Source organism: Cupriavidus sp. 01L46 (genome assembly GCF_056399905.1).
On sequence record NZ_JBFTSF010000029.1, the window covers coordinates 29,994 to 50,428 of the forward strand.

Below are 20,435 nucleotides of genomic sequence, written 5' to 3' on the forward strand. Positions count from 1 at the left end.
GCTTTCATCAGCCGGCCTGGGCGAGGCGCTGGCGCCGCGCATCGCGGTAAGCACCGGCAAAAGGCCACAAGGACAGGCCGGTGCCAACCGTGGCGAGCGTAGCCGCGATCGCGGCCGGCCAGCCCTGCGTCAGGCTCCATGCCCACGCCGAGGCGGCGATCKAAAGGGTGGCCAGCCAGCACAGGCGCGCACGGCGGCTTCGTGCCGTGGCGGGCACGGATAGCGGCAGCAGCAACAGCCGCTGGTTGGGCGATGCCAGGTACAGGCAGCATGCGCCACCCAACCCCAGCAGCACGGCAAACACTTGCATGGCGGGCTCAGTAATTTCTTACAAAGCCAGATGATAATAATTCGTATTTCAATTCGCAAGCGCGCTGCGTGGAGCCCGCCTGTGCCGGGCGCAGGCAGCGGCAGTTAATGCGGGAAAAGCTGGAGCAAGCCATCCAGCCCAACGTGGTTGAATGCCACGCTGGCTTGCGCACGCACCACGGGCTTGGCCCGGAAAGCCACCGACAGGCCGGCCACGGCCATCATCTTCAGGTCGTTGGAGCCATCGCCCATGACGATGGCCTGGGACGGGTCCGCGCCGATCTGCGCGCACACTTCCTGCACCGTGCGGGCCTTGACGTCGGCATTGACGATCTCGCCCAGCACCTGGCCGGTGAGCTTGCCATCGACGATCTCCAGCGTATTGGCGCGGGTCACGTCGAGCTTCAGGCGGGGCTTGAGTTTTTCGGTGAAATGCACAAAACCACCCGAAACCAGCAAGGTGCGCATGCCCAGGGCCTGCACGGTCTGCAGCATGTTCTCCGCGCCGGGCGACAGGCGCAGGCGTTCTTCATAGACACGGTCCAGCACACTGGCGTCCAGCCCCTTGAGCAGGGCCACGCGGCGGCGCAGGCTCTCGTTGAAGTCGGTGATCTCGCCACGCATGGCGGCCTCGGTAATCGCCGAGACCTCCGCTTTGAGGCCGCAGAAATCGGCGATCTCGTCGATGCACTCGATGGTGATCAGCGTGGAGTCCATATCCATCGCCACCAGCTTGAAGTCCGAGAGCTTGCGGCCGGCGGGCACGATGGCCCAGTCGATGCTGCGCGGGCCGCAGTAGGCGTCCAGCGCTTCGCGCAGGGCGGGCGTCAGCGCGGCGCTGGCATCGGCGGCCGCCACGGACTCGGCGCGCAGCGCGAGCGTGGGAGCCTGGGCGATGGCGCGGATGGCGTCGATATCGTTGGCGGACAGCGGGGCGGGACTTTGCAGAATCAGGGACATGGCGCGAATGCAGGGCCGGGCCGGGCGGCCGATGGCGGTAAATGCGGGATGCGAGCCGCAGCAGCGGCGAAGACCGCTATTGTAGGCTTGTTTCATCATTCCGCAGCGCGAGCTGAGAGTATGAAGTCGCGGGGACTTCGCCTGTTACTGCTCCCCGCTGTTCCCAAATCGGAGGAACGGCCTCCGCCCGTCAACCGAATGGCAGTGAGCCCAAGCCTCGGGCTCACGCGTGATAGCCGGTAGTTCAGGCTCAGCTTACGGTGGTGAGCGAAGCCTTTAAATACCTTTCTCAAAACGTTGAATGCACCATTCACATCCGCATGCACACGCGCCAGGCGTCCGGTTTCCTGGTTATTGACGAACGTATTCCGTTCTTTGTCCTTCAGACGCCGGCCCAACGCAGTTGGCTGGGCCTTGGGTGTGCCGGCTTGCGCCGACAGCGGCTGCGAGGCAGCCTCAAGATTCTTTTGATTCCTCTGCCTTTTCGGCTTTTCCTCTTCGAAACTTCGCAGCGGCTCGTTGCTGACGAAACTCGTTTTGCTGGTGTAGGACTCCTCGGTCGTCACGACAACCATGCCGAGGGCTTCCGCCTTGTAGCGGATCATCTCGATCAGGCGCGTCAGCGGCGCCCGCCCCAAGCGCCGGTTTTGCGTGACGCCCATGTTCGACTCGACCTTCCAGCCCTTGTTCTGCCCCAGAGCAATCACCTGCACGCCGCGCTTAGCGCAAAGGTTCACCACGCCACGGCTCAGCTTATGGAAGTAATCGTTCAGCCAGCGCTCCCGCGCGCCACGCAGTTCCCGATACTCCGGGTTAGCATAGATCGCCTTCAGCCCTTGCGTGAACTCGATGCGCTCGCGACGCGTGAGGCTGGACCCCGCCAACGCCAGATCCTCCTTACGTTGCTGTAGCGCCCGGACCTCTGGTGTGGTCAGCTTTGACTTCAGGTTATCGAGCGCCTCGTCCAGTCGACCCAGTACCTCATCGAGCCTGCCACCGCTGATGACTTCTGCGTTGTGACCGGTCGTGAAGGCGAGCGTCAGGGTATTGTTCAGTCCGCGATCGCCGCCGGCGGCCGGGACATCGACGCTCGCCACCGCACCACGCAAGGCCTCGTTTCGTCTGCTGGCTGAGCCGTCCATCACCTTGCCCAACGACTGCTTCATTTGCGCAAGCAGCGACGTTGACGGGATCCGGCTTTTCACCCGCACCACAACCTCGAACTTGACGGATTTCCCCTTAGGAACCATGCGCAAGTGCTGCGCCGCGCTGGCCAGAATGCCGCGCTTTGCGCAGGCACGCTCCACTTGCTCGCCGACTCGGTAGGCGTTCCACGCCTCCATTTGCCCGGCTGTCAGCGACAGGGATTCCTCAAAGTTGACCGGGATTTTTCGATCACCGAGACCGATCAGCGTTGGCCCGATCTGCGTCAGCGGCAGTTCCAGGACGAAGTGCTCGCGTTTGGCCAGGTAGTTGGGCGGCTTCGGTGCCCCCGTMATGGCAGCGGCGCCAGGCCCCTTGGCCTCATAGACCTTCTTCGCCTCGAAGTATCCGGACCACCCATCCTTATAGCGGGCCACGACAAGTTGGGCGGCTTTGGCCGGCAGGCGGCGATAGACCACGTTGCCATGCTGATCGGGCCAGAGCTTGGCGACGTTGTCTAGCACCGTCAGGTCGATGGCAGTGCGATAGATGTTCTGCACGGTCAGGCCGAGCTCCGGGATGATGGTGAGCTTTGCCTTGTCGGCCTTCTCGCCGCCAGCGTCCTTGATCGCCAGGTACTTCGCTTCGCGGGCGGCGTTTAGCTCTTTGATTACCTGGCTGAAGCAGTCGATCGCCGCCTGTTGCGCGGTGTGAAGTTCGCTCTTCCGCCGCCAGCATTCGCTACTGACATCCCATGTGTAGGCGGTAAGGACATTGCGCACGACATAGTGGATCGTGTTGCGCAGATTCTTGCACTGCAGGGTCAGCGCGAGACAGCACTCCAGCAAGTGGCCAACGGGCTTCGCGAGCACGACAACGCGCTGCTCGATGGAGTCGAACCATTCGTGCGCCGTGTGGTCTGCCTTGCCTTGTGTCATGCCAGAAAAGAGTGCCGTTTGAGAATCAGGACCACATCGTATTCGAAGCGCGGGCTAGCGCAAGGAATTTCTCTGCGACACCTCACGGTCCGTGTAGGCGGCTGTGTTCTATCGTGCTCGTCGAGGTATGGGGCTGGCCCGCAGGCCAGCCCTCATCACACTACGCTACTTGCACGTTAGCCTCGCACTGCGCGGCCAGTTCGCTCAACACCAGCGTCTCATGCGCCAGTCCGGCGGCCAGCGACAGAACCCGGTTCTGGATCTCCGGGTTCAGGTCGCCGAAGACGCCGGATTCGGCATTGTCACGGGTCAGGAAGAGCAGGGCGCAGAGCTGGGCCGATTTTTCGACGGCCAGGCTCAGCGGGGTTTCGCAGAGCACCCGTGAACTCAGGTGGATGTCCGCGTTGCGGTATTCGGCGGTGAGGCCGTAGCGGGTGTGTTGGCGGGGGTTATCCATTGGGCGTCTCCTTGTGCTTTGCTTGCGCTTTGCGGAGGACGGCGATGGAAAGGGGTGACGCTGAGCATGCGGGTGGGAAGCCGGAATGGTCGAATGCAAAGAGGCGCATGGTGCGGTCTCCTGTCAATGAAAACGCCAGGCGGCGGCGCGGTCCGCCTTTGTTCGGGCTTCCAATCCCGGTCGCTGTGGTTGCAGCGACGAGAGAGAGTATAGCGTGAGATCGTCGAGTGGGGCTTTGGGTCGGTGTGGTCGGTACCGCTCTCAGATCCCATGTAGGAAACGTGCAGCACAGACAAAGAAATTTCTCAGTACAAATTCGGACCAGTCTCATTGATCTCCGTGATGCAGTACGCCCAAATGGGGKGGGCGCATTTGCGCACATAACCCATCCCGAGGGAGATCATATGCAGGAAGACAAACAGCACATCGACATTCGGGAGGTCCAACCATGAGGCGAAGAATTGCCTGCGTTGGCGACGTACTGGAGCCCGGTGGGAAGATCCTGCCCTATGCAGGCCCAGCTTGTACCTTTGGTGATCCCGGCCACCAGGCCGCACTGATCGGAGGCCAGGCTTACTGCGAAGCTTGCAAGAGCACCGGCACGATTGCGAAGGCGGGCGGGCCGCGCCGGATGCAGTTCATGGGCGAGGTTGCCCTGGACGGCGATGTTGTCCTGTGCCGGTGCCCCACGCCGCCGCGCATCGTTGCTTTGGTTGCCGGCGAAAAGTGGTTCGAGGATATGGGGGCGCGCGCCGGGGCATCCGGGTTGCGCGGCTCCGGTAATGCGGGATTCACAACTACGGGAGTGCCGGTACCGGAGAGCTTCGACGAACTGGTGATAGCGGTGAGCCCGAGCGGGCCCATTGCCGATTACCCGTATTTTGTGGAAACGTCAGATGGCCGCGGATTGTTTGGCCACACGGATGAGCAGGGCCGGCTGCCTCGCATTGCTACGATGACCACCGGTTCGTTGACAGTCTATTGGGGGGATGAAGCGCTCGCAAAGCACCTTGGAGACGAGGATGGCTAACAAGAAAAAACTGGTGCCAACCAATACAAAAGTGGACTCCCAGGCCGAGGTGCCGCTCAGGAGGGTCACATTTTCCGAATTGTGGGCGGCCTATCCGGGAGGAACGCCATACGTCGATCCCAAGACAGGAGATGTGCCGGCGGGCTTTGAAAATCAATGCGCGATTCGGATGAGCGTCACCCTGCACAAGGTTGGCATCGAGATGAAGTCGTTCCGCGGCAAGGGCCAGATTCGCCTGGAAGGAAAGCGCACAGCCGTTCTGGCTTCCGAGATGGCGAACTGGCTGCGGCTCAAGCCAATGGCTGGCATCGGCGCACCGGAAAACATCAACGGGTCTGATTGGCAAAAGAAGATCGCGGGACGCACTGGTATCGTTGCGTTCAGGAACTATTGGAGGCGCGATGGCGAAACGGCTGGGAACGCTAGCGGCGGTCACATTGACCTGTGGAATGGGTCGCGGCTGACGATCAGCAGTACTCCCGGCGTCGTTTCAACAATCGGCCGCAGCTTGGGGTGGGATGCGTTCTTTCCCGGCACCCGCTATGGATGGTCGGACCTCGGTCGATCAACGGAGATACTCTTTTGGGAAATCAAGTGAGCAGGTGGCGCTTCGTCGTGACGATCGCATTTGTCGGCGTCGGCTTGGCAAGTGTCGTCGGATCTTCCGTCATTGATGCGTACCTCTGTGACATGTTCCTGCGGCTATGCACGCCGCAGCCTGGGACATGCGTTGGAATAGACGTGTGCCCTGCTGATGCGCGGATGCTGTTTGGCTTGATCCTGTTGATACCCGTTCCACCGGTTCTGTTTGGCGTGTTGGGGTTCGTGCTAAGCACGCGCGTCGAGAGAACCGGCCCGCTAGTCGCGGCGTTAATGGCGGCGATTCTCACACATTGGGCAGTGGCATTCGCCGCCACTAGAATTGTTGCGCTGTAGCGGCTTAGGGTAAGGCCCTGTTTACCACTTCTCGCCCACTAATCCGGGGCAGTTCAGTGGCATCTGACCGCACGCGGGAGTGCTGCCTAGCGAGGGCCGGCCATGGCCGGGAGCGGCTGATTGTCGCAACGATGGCAACCGACCCGCCGCCGTCGTTCGCCCCAGCACGGCTCCGGCGTCAGCTTCCGAATGAGGATTCAACCGGTCGATGCAACACCCCTCACTGCTCACGCAGCCTTCAGTGTGTTGCGTTGACCGGTTGAATCCTCACCCCATCTCTGCCGTTCGATCCAGCGAAACAAAGTGGGCGAAGTGAGTCCGAGAACGATCTCGGCGCCGAAGTTCGTATCAGTCTCGAGGCGCTCAATGGTGACCTTCACGCTGAATCCTGTGAAGCTCACCATTTCAGGCGATGACCTCCTACTCTGCGGCAGCCTGCTCGCGCATGCGACGGGCTTCGTCGCGCAGGAACTGCTGGTAGTCGTCCAGATCCCCGTCGAAGGGCTCGACGCCGCCCTTGGTGACCAGCCAGAACTCGTCGCATACGGCGCGCAGCAGGGCCCGGTCGTGACTGACCAGCATCACAGTGCCTTCGAATTCGTTGAGCGCCATGGCTAGCGCTTCGCGTGTGGCCAGGTCGAGGTGGTTGGTAGGCTCGTCGAGCAGCAGCAGGTTGGGGCGCTGCCACACGATCATGCACAACACGAGCCGCGCCTTTTCACCGCCGCTCATCGTGCCAACCGCCTGATGGACCATGTCGCCGCTGAAGCTGAATGTGCCGAGGAAGGTGCGAAGGGATTGTTCGGTGCCACTCTGGCCGGGGGCGCGCATGTGCGCCGGCGTGTCCTTGGCAAGGCGGATCATGTGTTCCATCGGCGTGTCGAGCAGGCGCAGCACGTCGAGTTCCTGCTGTGCGAAGTAGCCGATATTCAGGCCTTTGCCTTCGCTGATTTCGCCGGAAATCGGCGCCAGCGCGTGCGCCACCGTCTTCACCAGCGTGGACTTGCCTTGACCGTTGGCACCGAGAATGCCGATGCGCTGCCCGGCCAGCACGGAACGATTGATGCCCCGCACGATGACCGTGGGCGGCGTGCCCGGCAGTGCGTCGGTCGGCGCCGGGTAGCCGAAGCTCGCGTCCAGCATCGACAACAGCGGGTTCGGGACGTTGAGCGGCTCCTTGAACTCGAAGGTGAACTCTGCGTCGGCAAGCACCGGTGCGATCTTCTCCATGCGTTCGAGCGCCTTGACCCGGCTCTGCGCCTGCTTCGCCTTCGAGGCCTTGGCCTTGAAACGGTCGATGAACTTCTGCAGGTGGGCGATCTTGTCTGCCTGCTTGGCCACCGCGGCCTGCTGCAATATGAGTTGCTCAGCGCGCATGTCTTCGAACTTGCTGTAGTTGCCGCCATAACGCACGAGCTTGGCATTGTCGACGTGCACCGTCACCTGCGTCACCGCGTCGAGGAACTCGCGGTCGTGGCTGATCACTACCAGGGTTCCTGGATAGCGCTTGAGCCAGGCTTCCAGCCAGACCAGCGCGTCGAGGTCCAGGTGATTGGTCKGTTCGTCGAGCAGCAGCAGGTCGGACGGGCACATGAGCGCGCGCGCCAGTTGCAGTCGCATGCGCCAGCCGCCGGAGAAACTGTTGACCGGTTGGCTCAGCTGCGCAGCACTGAAGCCAAGGCCCAGGATCAGCGCTTGGGCACGTGCGGGGGCATCGTGTGCACCGGCGTCGTGCAGGGCCATGTAGGCGTGCGCCATGCGCATGCCGTCGTCGCTGGCCTCGGCGGCGGCTACTTCGGCCTGCGCGGCCAACAGCGCGGTGTCACCCTCGACTACGAAGTCGGTCGCGCTCTGCTCGGTCTCCGGCATCTCCTGCGCGACCTGGCCCATCTTCCATGCAGCGGGAATCGAGAACTCGCCGCTGTCTTCGTGCAGCGTGCCGTTGAGAAGGGCGAAGAAGGACGACTTGCCGGCGCCATTGCGGCCGACAAGACCAATCTTTTCGCCGGGGTTGAAAGTGACGGACGCGAGGTCGAGTACGACATTGACGCCACGACGCAGCGTGACATTACGGACGGAAATCATAGGGGGCCACTTCGGAGAGGAATGGCATGATAGCCGACCGGCGTGCAGGGCTGTCGCTTTTCTGGCTGCACGCGTGAGAGCCGCTTGCGCTTTGCGGCGCACATCGGCCACAAAGCAAGGCGTCTCCTGGCACACGGGGCGTTCCGGCTGCGGGGCCAGCGAACATGGCGGTGAATGACGGCTCCTTCAGTCAGACTGTCAGGCATGGACGCGCTGAGCCATCCAGCGCCGGTATTGGCGGACGCGGCATGCGTTGGACACCTGCTGCAGGATCAGCGCGCGCAGCGGTGACACCTTGGGATCAGTGGCCTTGCCCCGGCTGAGCTTGCGCAGTTGAAACTTGACTGCCGCCATATTGGCCAATGAGGCCAGCGGCTTGTTCTTCCAACTGATCGGCAGCAACGCAGGCGCACTGTCTTTGCCCGCACGCCAGTCGCGCGGCAGATTGGGGTCGATGGCCAGGGCGGTCCCGATGCCAACCATGTCCACGCCGCTCTTGACCACTTGCTCGGCCACCGGCCGACGGCGGATGCCGCCTGTGACCATCACCGGCATCTTCGCCACCGCGCGGATGTCGTGGGCGAACTCGACAAAGTAGGCCTCGCGGGCGAGCGTGCTGCCGTCGCGGGCGTCACCCTGCATGGCCGGGGCCTCATAGCTGCCTCCCGACAACTCGACCAGGTCAACGGCGAGCTCGTTGAGCAGCTTCACAACCTGGCGGGCGTCATCCGCGCTGAAGCCGCCACGTTGGAAGTCGGCGGAGTTCAGCTTGACGGCAACTGCGAATCCGGGCGAAACCACGGCGCGTACGGCCTTGACGATCTCAAAGAGCAGGCGGGCGCGGTTCTCCAGCGGGCCACCCCACGCATCTGTTCTTTGGTTGCTCAGCGGCGAGAGGAATTGGCTCAGMAGGTAGCCGTGCGCCGCGTGAATTTCGACGCCCGTGAAACCTGCCTGTTCCCCCAGTTGCGCCGTACGGGCAAAGCGCTGGATCACGTCCTCGATAACCTCCTGCGTCATCGCCTGCGGCGTGTTGAAGTGCTTGGACATATTGCCCAGGTTCATTGCCACAGCGGAGGGAGCCCAGGTGGGCTGCCCCAGATTGGCAGGCATCTGGCGGCCGGGATGGTTGATCTGCAGCCAGAACTGCGCCTCCTTGGATCGGCCGACCCGTGCCCAGCGCTTGAACCGGTCCAGGTGCCTGGCGTCTTCCAGCACGACGCCGCCGGGCCCTGTCATGGCACGGCTGTCCACCATCACATTGCCGGTCATCAGCAGGCCGGCACCCCCCTCTGCCCAAGCCTTGTACAGGCGCATCAGCGCCTCGGAGGGGGCGTGGTCAGCGTCCGCCATGTTCTCTTCCATGGCGGCTTTGGCGATGCGATTCGGAACGGTTGAACCGTTACGGAGGATCAACTTGTCGAACACGTTCATGGGGTCACCTCGTTTGTCGTGGCTTGACTTTAAGGTTGAAGTCAACTTTAAGGTCAACCCCTTTTTTGAGGTGACGTGTGAGCATCGCCGTGGATGGCTGCGAGAACTGGACGCCGACTGGCGGCTGTTTGGCCCCACAAGGTGACCGAAATGAGACCAACCCGAACTATCCGCATCTGGATGCTTGACCTTAAAGTTGTGTTTAACCTTAAAGTGTTGGCTGCCCACTGTTGATCGGCTTGTCTCAGGTACCGCGTACAGGGTCAATCATCGAGAAAACGCAATGAATATGCATAGGCGGTTCACGCGGATCGAATTCGGACCGACGGAAGGTGAGCCGGAAGGCTTGAATTCCAGCCCCTCGGCAATCAGCGCCGCAAGGAAACGTCCATGACCGCCCCAGGCTATGACGTCGTCGTATTTGGCGCCACCAGCTTTGTTGGTCAGATCCTGACGCGGTACCTGGCCGAATACCTCGCTGGTCAGGCTGAAACCTTGCGCTGGGCCATTGCGGGCCGATCCGAAGCGAAGCTCGAGGACGTCAGGCGCTCGCTGGGCGCGGCGGGGCAGTCCCTGCCCATCATCGTGGCGGACGCTGCTGACGAAGCCCAGTTGCGAGCCCTGTGCGCGCAGACCCGGGTGGTGGTGTCCACCGTCGGCCCCTACGCGCTGTATGGCGAACCGCTGATCAAGGTGTGCGCTGCAAGTGGCACGGACTACTGCGACCTCGCCGGCGAGACCMAGTGGATCAAGCGGATGATCGAGAAATATGAGGCCACGGCCCGGCAATCGGGGGCGCGCATTGTGCATTGCTGCGGCTTCGATTCGGTGCCCTCCGACATGGGCGTCTATTTCTTGCAGCGACAGGCGATGCGGCATTTTGGTGCCCCGGCCGCCCATGTCAAGATGCGCGTCAAGACAATCAAGGGTGGCGCTTCAGGCGGCACGGTGGCCAGCATGATCAATGTGGTCAAGGAGGCCGCTGCCGATCCTTCCTTGCGCAAGGAGCTGGTCAACCCCTATGCACTTTGCCCCAGAGGCCACGGTTTCACGGCACGCCAGCACTACGTTAGCGCCGCCGAATTCGATACTGACTTCGATGCCTGGATAGCCCCCTTCGTCATGGCGGCGATCAATGAGCGCGTGGTTCACCGATCCAACGCCTTGTCAGGCAAGGCCTATGGCAATCCGTTCACGTATGACGAAGCGCTGCTGACAGGGGTGGGTTTCAAAGGCCGCTTGACCGCACTGACGATCGTGGCGGGTCTCGGTGCGTTCATGGTGGGAGCCGTCATCAGCCCCATACGCGGCGTKATGGAGCGCTTCTTGTTGCCCAAGCCCGGTGAAGGGCCCAGCCCTGCGGCACAGTTGGCCGGTCGCTACGATCTACGCTTCCTGGGTCGAACCGAAGGGGGGCAGACCTTACGTGTGAAAGTCACCGGTGATCGCGATCCGGGTTATGGCTCCACTAGCAAGATACTCGGCCAGGCGGCGGCCAGTCTGGCACTGGACCACGTTAAGAACGGTACCAAGATCGGGCGCGGTGGCGGCTTCTGGACACCGGCGACGATATTCGACGAGCGCTTTATCGACCGCCTGACGCGCCATGCTGGTTTGCGCTTCGAGGTGATATGACGAAGCACCTGAAAGATGCCCGCTCATCCAGCCTGCAAGCCAAGATGGCGTTGGCCAAACGCTGAGCCCTGCCGTTAGGTTGGGTAGCGCGTTTTAACTGACGGTTAGAGCCGGAGATTCTTGAGGGCGACTTCAAATTGTTTGAGGAGTGTGGCGAGCATGAAGATCGGGGAACTGGCGGAGCGCACTGGCCTTGCCCCTTCGCGCATCCGCTTTTACGAAGGCATCGGCCTGTTGAAGGTCGAGCGTCAGCCGAACGGTTACCGGACCTATCCGCCTCAAACGGTGCTGGTGCTCGACCTGATCGCGGCTGCGCAGCAGGCCGGTTTTAGTCTCGACGAGATTCGTACGCTGCTACCGCCCGACCTGGCGCACTGGAAGCATGGCTCGTTGATTGAAACGCTCCGCGGCAAGGTGCAGGACATCGAGGCGCTGGAGGCGCGGCTTGCGCAGAGCAAGGCGCACCTCGTCGCACTGCTGGCGGAGATCGAGGCGAAGCCTGAGGATATTGACTGCGCCACCAACGCGAGGAGGGTGCTGTCGCGGATGCGGTCAGGGGAAATGGAAAGCCCGGCCCTGGGGGCGGGCGATGTCACTACACTTCGCAAGGCAAGCCGGCGCCGGTCAGGCAGGACTGGCTAATGGGCCGTCGATGGTCTGCGCAACTGCGCGGCCAACGCGCTCGGCATGCGCGGCAAGCCAGCATGCATTTCGGTAAGGGCAAGGAGATAACACATGGATCTGGACGTCAACCACCAGCCGGTCAGCGTTGAATGCGACCCGGCCACCCCCTTGCTGTGGGTGTTGCGGGACCACCTGAACCTGACAGGCACGAAGTTCGGCTGCGGCGTCGCGGCTTGCGGTGCGTGTACCGTGCATCTGGATGGCGCGGCGGTGCGGTCCTGCGTCCTGCCCGTGGCGGCGGTGGCCGGCAAGCGCATCACCACGATCGAAGGGCTGGCCAGCGCACCGGGCAAGCGCCACGCGCTGCAGCAGGCCTGGATTGACGAACAGGTGCCGCAATGCGGCTACTGCCAGTCGGGCATGCTGATGGCAGCGGCGGACCTCCTGGCCCGGCAGCCAGACCCTGGGGATGCCGACATCGATGCGGCCATCACCAACCTGTGCCGCTGCGGCACCTATCCGCGCGTGCGCACCGCCATCAAGCGTGCCGCGAAGGCGCTGCGGGAGGGCCGCGCATGAACGCCAACGCAACGACCCCGCGCCGCGGGCGGCGCCGATTCCTGCTGGGGGCGCTCGGCCTTGGCGGCGCGCTGGTGGTGGGCTGGGGCGTGATGCCCCCGCGCAGCCGGCTTGKCGATCCCGCAGTGTTTCCTGAAACGTCCGGCCAGATCGCCCTGAACGGCTGGATCAAGATCACGCAGGAAGGCAACGTCATCCTCGCCATGCCGCGGGTGGAGATGGGGCAGGGCATCCACACCGCGCTGTCGATGCTGGCCGCCGAGGAGCTCGATATTCCGCTGGCAAGGGTGAGCATCGAGTCGTCGCCCATCGAGCGCATCTACGGCAATGTCGTCGCCATGGGCGACAGCTCGCTGCCGCTGCATCCGGACGATGCCGACAAGACCTGGGCGCGCGCACTGCACTGGATCATGGCTAAGAGCGCGCGCGAGATCGGCCTCATCATCACCGGCGCCAGCAGCAGCGTGGCCGATGGCTGGCAGCCAGTGCGCGAGGCCGCCGCGACCGCGCGCGCCGCCTTGGTGGAAGCTGCTGCGCGCGAATGGGGCGTGCAGGCGGCGCAGGTGACGGTGCGCGAAGGCCAGCTCATCGGCCCGGGCGGCAAGCAGATGCCTTTCTCCGCAGTCGCGCGGAAGGCGCGCGACATTGCGCCGCCATCGAGCGTCACGCTCAAACCGGCTGCGCAATATCGACTGATTGGCAAGCCTGCACCGCGCAATGACATCGCCGCCAAGACGGATGGCAGCGCACGCTTTGCCATCGATGCGCGGCCGCCCGGCATGTTGTATGCGGCGGTCGTCATGTGTCCAGTGTTTGGCGGCAAGCTCAAGACCTTCCAGTCGAAGGCGGCGCTTGCCATGCCCGGCGTGCGCTATGTCGTGCCGTTCGAGGGATCGACGGGTGGCGCACCGGGCGTGGCGGTGGTGGCCGACCACTACTGGCAGGCACGCCAGGCCCTGGAAAAGCTCGAACCGGCCTGGGACAACGGGCCGCATGCCTCGCTCGATTCCGCGGGCATCCGGCGCCAGCTCGTCGGCGCGCTCGACAGCGACAAGGGCGGCCACACGTACCGTTCGATGGGCGATGGCCTGAAGGCCTTTGACAAGACGGATGGCGCAACCCTCGTCGAGGCTGAATACAGTGTGCCGTACCTGGCGCATGCCGCCATGGAGCCGATCAACTGCACGGCGCAGGTGACCAGGGATGGCGTGCAGCTCTGGGCGCCCACCCAGGTGGCCACGCTGGCGCAACTGGTCGCCGCGCGCGCCGCAGGTGTGAGCCGGGACCAGGTGCGGATCGACATCACGCTTATTGGCGGCGGATTCGGACGGCGGCTGGAGTCGGATTTCATCGGCCAGGCCGTGTCGATCGCCACCAAGACCGAGGGCCGCCCGGTACAGGTGATCTGGGCGCGCGAAGACGACATCCGCCACGACTTCTATCGCCCGCAGGCCATCGCACGGCTGAAGGCACGCGTCGAGAATGGCAAGGTGACGGCCATCGCCTCGCGCAGTGCCGGGCAGTCGATCCTGGCCGGCGAGCTGGAGCGTCTGTTCGGCGCGCCGTCGGCCGGTATTGACCGCTATGMAGCCGAGGGCCTGTTCGACCTGCCGTACGAGATCGAGCACGAGCACATCGCGCACATGGTGGTCGATTTGCCGGTACCGATCGGGTTCTGGCGCAGCGTCGGCCATTCCTACACCGGGTTCTTCCTGGAGGGCTTCCTGAACGATGTGGCGGCCGCTGCCAAACTTGACCCGCTGGCGATGCGGCGCGACTTGCTCAAGGCGCACCCGCGCGAGCTGAAGGTGCTCGACACCCTGGCGCAGGCGGCAGGCTGGGGCCAGCCGCTGGCACCGGCCGCGGACGGCGCACCGCGTGCGCGTGGGCTCGCGCTGCACAATGCGTTTGGCTCGGTGGTGGCGCAAGTGGCGGAAGTATCGCTCAAGGACGGCAAGCCGCGCGTGCATCGCGTTGTCTGCGCCGTGGACTGCGGCACGGTGGTCAATCCGGACATCGTTGCGCAGCAGATGGAAAGCGGGATCATCTTCGGGCTGACTGCGGCGCTGTACGGCCAGGTCCAGATCAAGGACGGGCAGGTCGTGCAGGCCAACTTCCCCGACTATCCGCTGCTGACGATGGCGCAGGCACCGGTGATCGAAACCCACCTCGTGCCCAGCACGGCCGAGCCCAGTGGCGTTGGTGAAATTGCAGTGCCCCCGGTCGCACCGGCCGTGGCACATGCCGTCGCCCAGCTCACCGGCAAACCGGTGCGGCAACTGCCGATCGGGTAAGGCAAAAACAATGTGGATACTTCGCGGCGTCCCTCGAACCTCCGTAGTCGACGCATAAGCCGTCATCCATATTGGATGCGATATCGATCATTGCACTCGCCAAGGATTTCGGTCATAGAAGTCCGATTTCCCTCGCGCGTGCCACGGCCTGCATCCGGTTGCCTGTGCCCAACTTGCCATTGATGCGGCGCAGGTGTGTCTCGACGGTGTTTTCCGAAACAAACAGCAAACGCGCCAGGGCCTTGTTGGAGTGGCCATCGGCGACGCGCCGGATGATCTGGAGTTCACGAGGGCTGAGCAGGCCTTCCTGTTCGCCGCGCACGGGCGTCCCGCGCTGCGATGAGGCCTGTGCGGCCTGTACCAGTCGCTCAAGGTACCGCGGATCGAAGACATGCTGCCGCGATGCCAGTGATGCAAGCAGTGGTTGCAGATGCCACGGCTCATCGGCAAGGATCCGGTGCGCCTGCCACGCCTGGCTCTGTGCCAGGGCACGCTCAAGCCAGATCCGTGCTTGCGCAGACCGGCCCGCGGCATGGTGCGCCTGCGCCAGCAGCCAAGCGAGGCGCACGGCACGCCGCGCACGGCCGCTGCGCTCCGCAAGGCGCAGTGCGGCTTCGATGCGTTCCACATCGGCTTCTTCGCCGGGGGCCACCAGCGCAATGCGAAAGCTGGCGATCTCGAGATCGTCGAGGTCGTCCGAGTAACGCATCAGGGTACCGGAAGGTGGCGCCAATGACGCGGCCACGGCCAATCCATGCCGCGCGCTGGAGACATCGCCCGCCAGCAAGGCAAGACGGCTCCTGTCGATGGCGGCCGCCATGCCCAAGCGTGCGATGCCGCGTGCGTCGCCAAGTCCCTGGAGTGTGTTGAGCTGGTCCAGGGCCTTGCCGGCGTCGCCGCCCAGCCACGCGATGCGGGAAGCCAGCCGATGGGCGACGATCAGGTGGTCCGGCAGGCAGGTGTCGCGGATCAGGGGCAGGTATTCGCTCAGCAGCGCGTCGGCGGCGGCGCTGTCGCCAAGTTCGTAGAGTGCTTCAGCCAGCAGCGTGCATGCAACCGGGCCCGAGCTGGTGTAGCGTTGCCCGCTGGCAACGATGCGGTTCAGCATGGCACTGAAGCGGGCAAGGCCGTCGCGGACATTGCCCTGCAGCATGTCGATCATGCCTTCGATGCAGGCGCTGTAGGTCAATCCGTAGATCGCGTTGACGGACTCGAGCTCGCGCTTTGCCTGCAACAGGGCATGCCGGGCCGGGACAAAGCGTCCCTGCAGCATATCGCCGTACGCCACCGCGTTCTGGAGCAGGCCGCTGACAAAGGGCGATGCGAGCCCCGCGCCCGCCAGGGCCGTGCGCGCCGCCAGGACAGCATCGTCCATCCGGTCCAGCCAGGCTGACAACATGACCCGCAGGACGGTGACGTCTTCCTCGTGGCTGGCTCCGGGATGCTTCTCCAGCGCGCCCAGCAGGCGCTCCGCGGCCGCATACCGGTGCAGGAAAACCATGGCGTACGCGGTAGCGGCCAGCACGGCAGGACGCCGTTCAAGTTCGGCGTGCGGCAGCGTGTCGGCCCACTGCACCACCAGGGCCATTTGCCCGCCACGTACATAATCCATGCCGCAGCGTTCGAGCAGATCGGCGGTCAGCGCGGTATCGCCGGCAGCCGAAGCATGCGCGATGGCCTGGGCGTAACGGGCCGTCGATGCCAGCCAGTTCGCCGCGCGCACATGCAGCCCGGCCAGTTCCTGCGCGGCGGTGCGCGAGAGTTGTGCACGAAGGAACTGCCTGAACAGGGGATGGTATCGATACCAGTCGCCTTCGGCCTCGATCGGCAGCAGGAAGAGATTGTCACGGACGCTCCGCGCAATCCAGTCCGCGCTGTCCGCGCTCCCGAACGCGGCATCGCAGAGCTGGGGGCAGATCGCCTCGAAAATGGACGAGCGCAGCACGAAGCGGCGATGGGGCTCGGACAGCCTGGACAGCACGTCCTCGGCCAGGTACTCCGCGAGGTTCCCGGTTGTGCCGGAAAGCTGCTGCAGCCACGCTCGCGAGTCTGCGCGCCCGGCCAGTGCCGAGGCCGCGAGCTGCAGCGCCGCGGGCCAACCCTCGGTGCGGGCCTGGAGTTCGCCCAGGTCCGCATCCGCCATGCCAATGCCACGGCAGCCCGTCATGTAATCGCGGACTTCGCCGGCGCCAAAGCGCAGCATCGGCGCGTCGATTTCCAGCAGGCGCTGTTGCACGCGCAGGCGCCCGAGCGGCAGGCCAGGCTTGTGGCGTGAGCCGAGCACCAGGCGCTGGCCCGGGCCAAGACTGAAGGCCAGCTCGCTGAAAAGGGACAACACGCTGCTGTCCTTAATCAGCTCGAATTCATCCACGAACAACACAAAGGGTGTCTCTACCCGGGACAGCACGTCGAGCAACTGCCGGGCGGATCCGCCCGGCAGCCCCCGGGAGGCATCGATCCACTGGCCGGTTGATGGTGCTTCTCCCAGCGAAGGCAGTGCCGTGTGCAGGGCTGCCCAGAGATAGGGGGTGATCCGGCCCAGGTCGTTGTCAGCGCTGTCGAGATTGAGCCAGGCAGCCGGCACGCCGTGCTGCCGTGCGGCAACCAGGAGCTGTCGCATCGCCGTGGTCTTGCCAAAGCCGGCCGGGGCGCAGACCAGCGTCACGGCGGCGCGGCTGTCAGCCCAGGTGGCAGCAATGGCACTTCGCTCGACGCCTGGCCCGATCTCACCGGGCGGCGCCAGCTTGAGCGGATTTAGCGCAGGGCCGGAAAARGGATCGTTGCCAGAGAGCATGGGCACGGTTCGACGTTGGCGGCATGGGGGACGGGGCGATCAAGCGATCAAGCGGTCAAGCGGTCACCAGCGTACCGCGTCCCGGCGCTAGCCGCCAGTGGCATATCGGGCACCGCACCGGCAATCACGGATTTCCGTGACACCGCGCCAGCCACCGATTCACGGTTCAGCGTGATGCAGGCGCAAGTCACGGCGCCCTAAGCTTCAGGCACAGAGATCGGACGCACCCTCAGACGTACCGACCGGACACCTGAACACAAGGAGACACACCATGAAAGCCACGGCCACCCCTGACGTCGAACCGCCAGCCATGCCGGCATCCCCAAAACCCAAGCTTGGTCCCCTCGGCGCGCAGCCGGCGCTGTCCGAGACGGCGGCCATGGTCCAGGAGACGGTGCACCGCTTTGCCGAAGAGGTGCTTCGGCCGGTCGGCATCCGGCTCGACAAGATGACGCCCGACGAGGTGATCGCGCCTGACTCRCCGTTCTGGAAGTCGCGCAAGCAGTACCTCGACCTGGGCTTCACCATCGAATCCATCTTCGAACTCGAGCCGTCCGAGCGCGCCCAAGTCCTTTGCGTGTTGTTCGAGGAACTGGGCTGGGGAGACGCGGGCCTGGCCATCTCGATCGGCGCCGGCCTGCTGCCCGCTTTCATGGCGGCCGCATTCGGCAATCGCTTCCTGATGGAGCGCTTCCCCGACACGATGCTTGGCTGCTGGGGCATTACCGAGCCGGACCACGGCTCGGACTCGCTGGATGCGAACCGCATGATCTTCCACCCCCAGGGCAACTATGGGCGGCCCAATTGCGTGGCCACGCTGGACGGTGACGCCGTCGTGATCAACGGGCAGAAGTCCGCGTGGGTATCCAACGGCACCATTGCCGAGGTCTGCATCCTCTACTGTGCCGCCGACTCCGGCAACGGTCCGGACAGCCGGCGCGGCTGCGTGGTCTATGTACCGATGGACGCACCCGGCGTCTCGCGCGGCAAGCCGCTCGACAAGATGGGCCAGCGCGCGCTCAACCAGGGCGAGATCTACTTCGACAACGTGCGCTTGTCGAAGGACTACCTGCTCGCCGGCCCCGATGACTACCTGACGGCGGTCTACGCCATCCACACCTTCGCCAATTCGATCATGGCCACCGTGTTCACCGGCACGGCCAGGTCCGCGTATGAGCTCGCGCTTGACTACGCCCATGAGCGCAAGCAGGGCGGCGTGCCCATCATCCGTCACCAGTCGGTGGCCCACCGCCTGTTCCATCTGGCACGTAAGGTGGAATGCGCCCGGGCACTCGCCCAGCGTGTCGTGCACTACAACCTGACCAACGATCCGCCCGCGCTGCATGCCGGGATGATGGCCAAGGTCACCTCGACGCAGCATGCGTTCGAGGTGGCCAGCGACGCGCTGCAGATCTTCGGCGGCAATGGCCTGACGCGCGAGTACCCGATCGAGAAGATCCTGCGCGACGCGCGGGCATCGCTGATCGAGGATGGCTGCAACGAGGTCCTGGCTATCAAGGGCGGGGCCTACCTGGTCGACGAGGAGCGTGTGTGATGGGCGCGACCGAGGCTGGCGTGGCAGCTGGCACCGCGGCCACGCGCGATGAACTGATCCTGGCCAACCTGATTRCCAACCGTGCGGAATCGGAGCCGGACCGCGACGTGCTGACCTTCGACCACGAGGGCGGCCCCGCCGAGGTCAGGACCTACCGCCAGCTCTGGGAAAATGGCTGCCGCATCGCGGCCGCCCTCGACCAGGCAGGCATGGCGCCAGGCGACAGGTTTGCGCTGCTGATGCAGAACCACCCCGAATTCGTCGACGCCATGGTCGGTGCATCGATCAGCGGCACCGTGTTCGTGCCGATCGATCCCCGCACCCGTGGCGACAAGCTCGCTTACATGCTGCGCCATTCGGGCTGCAGGGGCGTCATCTGTGCCGACTATGCGGTGCAGACACTGATGGCGGTCAGGCAGGACGTCCCGGACCTGCAATGGGTCTGGCTGCTGGAGTCCGATTCCTCGAAGGTACTGCCGCTGCAGGGTGACTATCCGCGAATGGGGGATATCTTGAGCGCGGCGGTTGCCACGCAGACTGTCCGCAGCGTGGATCCGCTGGCCCCGATGCAGATCATGTACACCTCGGGCACCACCGGCGATCCCAAGGGCGTGGTCATGCGGCACGCGCGCTACGGCGCTGCCGCGGGGTGGGCGCCGCTGTTCGGCTATGTACGGGATGACCGTCCCTATACCGGCCTCTCGCTGACGCACGGCAATGCGCAGATCGTGACGCTGGCCGCGACGCTCAAGCTCGGCATGCGCGCGGTTTTCAGCCGGCGCTTCACCAAGTCGCGCCTGTGGGACGTCGCCCGCAGGTATGGCTGCACCACCTTCACGCTGCTTGGCGGCATGACCACCGCGGTCTACAGCGAGCCGCCCAAGGCCAACGATGYGGACAACCCGGTGCGCTTTGTCATCAGCGCGGGCATGCCCGCCGCCATCTGGGAAGCGTTCGCGAAGCGGTTCGGCGTGCGCATCGTCGAGTTCTACGGCGCGGTGGAGGGCGGGCTCTGCGTCAACCTGGGCGAAGGGCCGGTTGGCAGCATCGGCAAGCCGCCGCCTTTCCTCAATGTCCGGGTCGTCGACGATCAGGACCGGGATGTCCCGGCCAACCAGCCAGGGGAACTGATCTTTCAGCTTGCCAACGGCACGCCGGCGGACGTGGCCTACCTGCACAACCCCGACGCATCCGCGAAAAAGACCAGCAATGGCTGGCTGCGCATGGGCGACATCGGGCACCGCGACGAGCACGGCTGGCTCTACTTCGACTACCGCATCGGCGGCGGCATCCGGCACAACGGGGATTTCATCCAGCCCGGCGAGATCGAGCGGGTCATCGCCGAATGCGAGGACGTGGCCGACGTCTATGTCTACGGCGTGCCGGCGGCATCCGGCGCGCCCGGCGAGAAAGACGTGGTCGCCGCCATCGTGCCCGCACGCGGCGGGGCGCTTGATCCGCAGGCCCTGTTCGCCAGCTGCCGCGAGCGGCTGAGTGCCGGCATGGTGCCGTCCTACCTCCAGGTCATCGCGGAAATACCCAAGACGGCTTCGGAGAAGCCACAGGAACGCTTCCTGCTGGAAGCGTTCCAGGCCCGGCGCGACAACGTTTTCCAGGAAGTACCGGCTTAAGCCACAAAACACAAAACGGACAGGGCAAACC

General features: G+C 64.3%; 16 protein-coding genes. 8 read left to right on the forward strand and 8 right to left on the reverse strand.

Features of this window, described 5'->3' with window-relative positions; translation table 11 throughout:
- Window positions 1-7: 7 nt before the first annotated feature.
- The 4 genes from AC1DS3_RS07815 to AC1DS3_RS07830 all read right to left on the reverse strand — a co-directional run bounded on the left by AC1DS3_RS07815 (window position 8) and on the right by AC1DS3_RS07830 (window position 3,807).
- A complete protein-coding gene (locus AC1DS3_RS07815) occupies window positions 8-310 on the reverse strand; it encodes a hypothetical protein (RefSeq protein WP_477126959.1) in 303 nt (100 codons plus the stop codon).
- Between the two features lie 104 nt (window positions 311-414).
- Window positions 415-1,269, reverse strand: coding sequence for a phosphoserine phosphatase SerB (gene serB, locus AC1DS3_RS07820; protein ID WP_441630692.1), 855 nt, complete (start codon window positions 1,267-1,269; stop codon window positions 415-417).
- A 95-nt stretch (window positions 1,270-1,364) separates the two neighbouring features.
- Window positions 1,365-3,350 (reverse strand): IS200/IS605 family accessory protein TnpB-related protein, encoded by a 1,986-nt coding sequence (locus AC1DS3_RS07825; RefSeq protein WP_477126960.1) that lies wholly within the window; start codon window positions 3,348-3,350, stop codon window positions 1,365-1,367.
- Between the two features lie 160 nt (window positions 3,351-3,510).
- Window positions 3,511-3,807, reverse strand: a complete 297-nt coding sequence (locus AC1DS3_RS07830; protein ID WP_441630694.1) for a hypothetical protein — start codon at window positions 3,805-3,807, stop codon at window positions 3,511-3,513.
- 448 nt (window positions 3,808-4,255) lie between these two features.
- Here AC1DS3_RS07830 and AC1DS3_RS07835 point away from each other — a divergent pair, with 448 nt between their 5' ends.
- Window positions 4,256-4,837, forward strand: a complete 582-nt coding sequence (locus tag AC1DS3_RS07835) for a PAAR domain-containing protein (RefSeq protein ID WP_441630696.1) — start codon at window positions 4,256-4,258, stop codon at window positions 4,835-4,837.
- On the forward strand, window positions 4,830-5,435 hold the full coding sequence (locus tag AC1DS3_RS07840) for a type VI secretion system amidase effector protein Tae4 (RefSeq protein ID WP_441630698.1): 606 nt from the start codon (window positions 4,830-4,832) through the stop codon (window positions 5,433-5,435). The genes AC1DS3_RS07835 and AC1DS3_RS07840 overlap by 8 nt, the downstream gene beginning before the upstream one ends.
- A gap of 565 nt (window positions 5,436-6,000) precedes the next feature.
- Here AC1DS3_RS07840 and AC1DS3_RS07845 read toward each other — a convergent pair.
- The 3 genes from AC1DS3_RS07845 to AC1DS3_RS07855 form a co-directional block, all read right to left on the reverse strand.
- The gene (locus AC1DS3_RS07845; protein ID WP_441630700.1) at window positions 6,001-6,153 is read right to left on the reverse strand and encodes a hypothetical protein; all 153 of its coding nucleotides are present in this window, start codon (window positions 6,151-6,153) and stop codon (window positions 6,001-6,003) included.
- A gap of 40 nt (window positions 6,154-6,193) precedes the next feature.
- Entirely contained in the window at window positions 6,194-7,858 is a 1,665-nt protein-coding gene (locus AC1DS3_RS07850) for an ABC-F family ATP-binding cassette domain-containing protein (RefSeq protein ID WP_477126964.1), read from the reverse strand.
- Between the two features lie 198 nt (window positions 7,859-8,056).
- Window positions 8,057-9,292 carry an NADH:flavin oxidoreductase/NADH oxidase family protein gene (locus tag AC1DS3_RS07855; protein WP_441630703.1) on the reverse strand — a complete coding sequence of 412 codons (1,236 nt, stop codon included), beginning with the start codon at window positions 9,290-9,292 and terminating at the stop codon, window positions 8,057-8,059.
- A 390-nt stretch (window positions 9,293-9,682) separates the two neighbouring features.
- Here AC1DS3_RS07855 and AC1DS3_RS07860 point away from each other — a divergent pair, with 390 nt between their 5' ends.
- The 4 genes from AC1DS3_RS07860 to AC1DS3_RS07875 all read left to right on the forward strand — a co-directional run bounded on the left by AC1DS3_RS07860 (window position 9,683) and on the right by AC1DS3_RS07875 (window position 14,424).
- Window positions 9,683-10,927: a saccharopine dehydrogenase family protein gene (locus AC1DS3_RS07860; RefSeq protein WP_477126961.1), complete on the forward strand. Its 1,245-nt coding sequence runs from the start codon at window positions 9,683-9,685 to the stop codon at window positions 10,925-10,927.
- Between the two features lie 159 nt (window positions 10,928-11,086).
- The gene (locus AC1DS3_RS07865; protein WP_441630707.1) at window positions 11,087-11,569 is read left to right on the forward strand and encodes a MerR family transcriptional regulator; all 483 of its coding nucleotides are present in this window, start codon (window positions 11,087-11,089) and stop codon (window positions 11,567-11,569) included.
- Between the two features lie 93 nt (window positions 11,570-11,662).
- A complete protein-coding gene (locus tag AC1DS3_RS07870; RefSeq protein ID WP_441630709.1) occupies window positions 11,663-12,130 on the forward strand; it encodes a (2Fe-2S)-binding protein in 468 nt (155 codons plus the stop codon).
- Window positions 12,127-14,424 carry a xanthine dehydrogenase family protein molybdopterin-binding subunit gene (locus AC1DS3_RS07875; protein WP_477126962.1) on the forward strand — a complete coding sequence of 766 codons (2,298 nt, stop codon included), beginning with the start codon at window positions 12,127-12,129 and terminating at the stop codon, window positions 14,422-14,424. The genes AC1DS3_RS07870 and AC1DS3_RS07875 overlap by 4 nt, the downstream gene beginning before the upstream one ends.
- Before the next feature lie 112 nt (window positions 14,425-14,536).
- Here AC1DS3_RS07875 and AC1DS3_RS07880 read toward each other — a convergent pair whose 3' ends face one another.
- Window positions 14,537-17,218 carry a winged helix-turn-helix domain-containing protein gene (locus AC1DS3_RS07880; RefSeq protein ID WP_441630713.1) on the reverse strand — a complete coding sequence of 894 codons (2,682 nt, stop codon included), beginning with the start codon at window positions 17,216-17,218 and terminating at the stop codon, window positions 14,537-14,539.
- A gap of 271 nt (window positions 17,219-17,489) precedes the next feature.
- Here AC1DS3_RS07880 and AC1DS3_RS07885 point away from each other — a divergent pair, with 271 nt between their 5' ends.
- The gene (locus tag AC1DS3_RS07885; protein WP_441630715.1) at window positions 17,490-18,773 is read left to right on the forward strand and encodes an acyl-CoA dehydrogenase family protein; all 1,284 of its coding nucleotides are present in this window, start codon (window positions 17,490-17,492) and stop codon (window positions 18,771-18,773) included.
- On the forward strand, window positions 18,773-20,404 hold the full coding sequence (locus AC1DS3_RS07890; protein ID WP_477126963.1) for an AMP-binding protein: 1,632 nt from the start codon (window positions 18,773-18,775) through the stop codon (window positions 20,402-20,404). Before AC1DS3_RS07885 ends, AC1DS3_RS07890 begins: the two co-directional genes overlap by 1 nt.
- The last annotated feature ends 31 nt before the right edge of the window (window positions 20,405-20,435 follow it).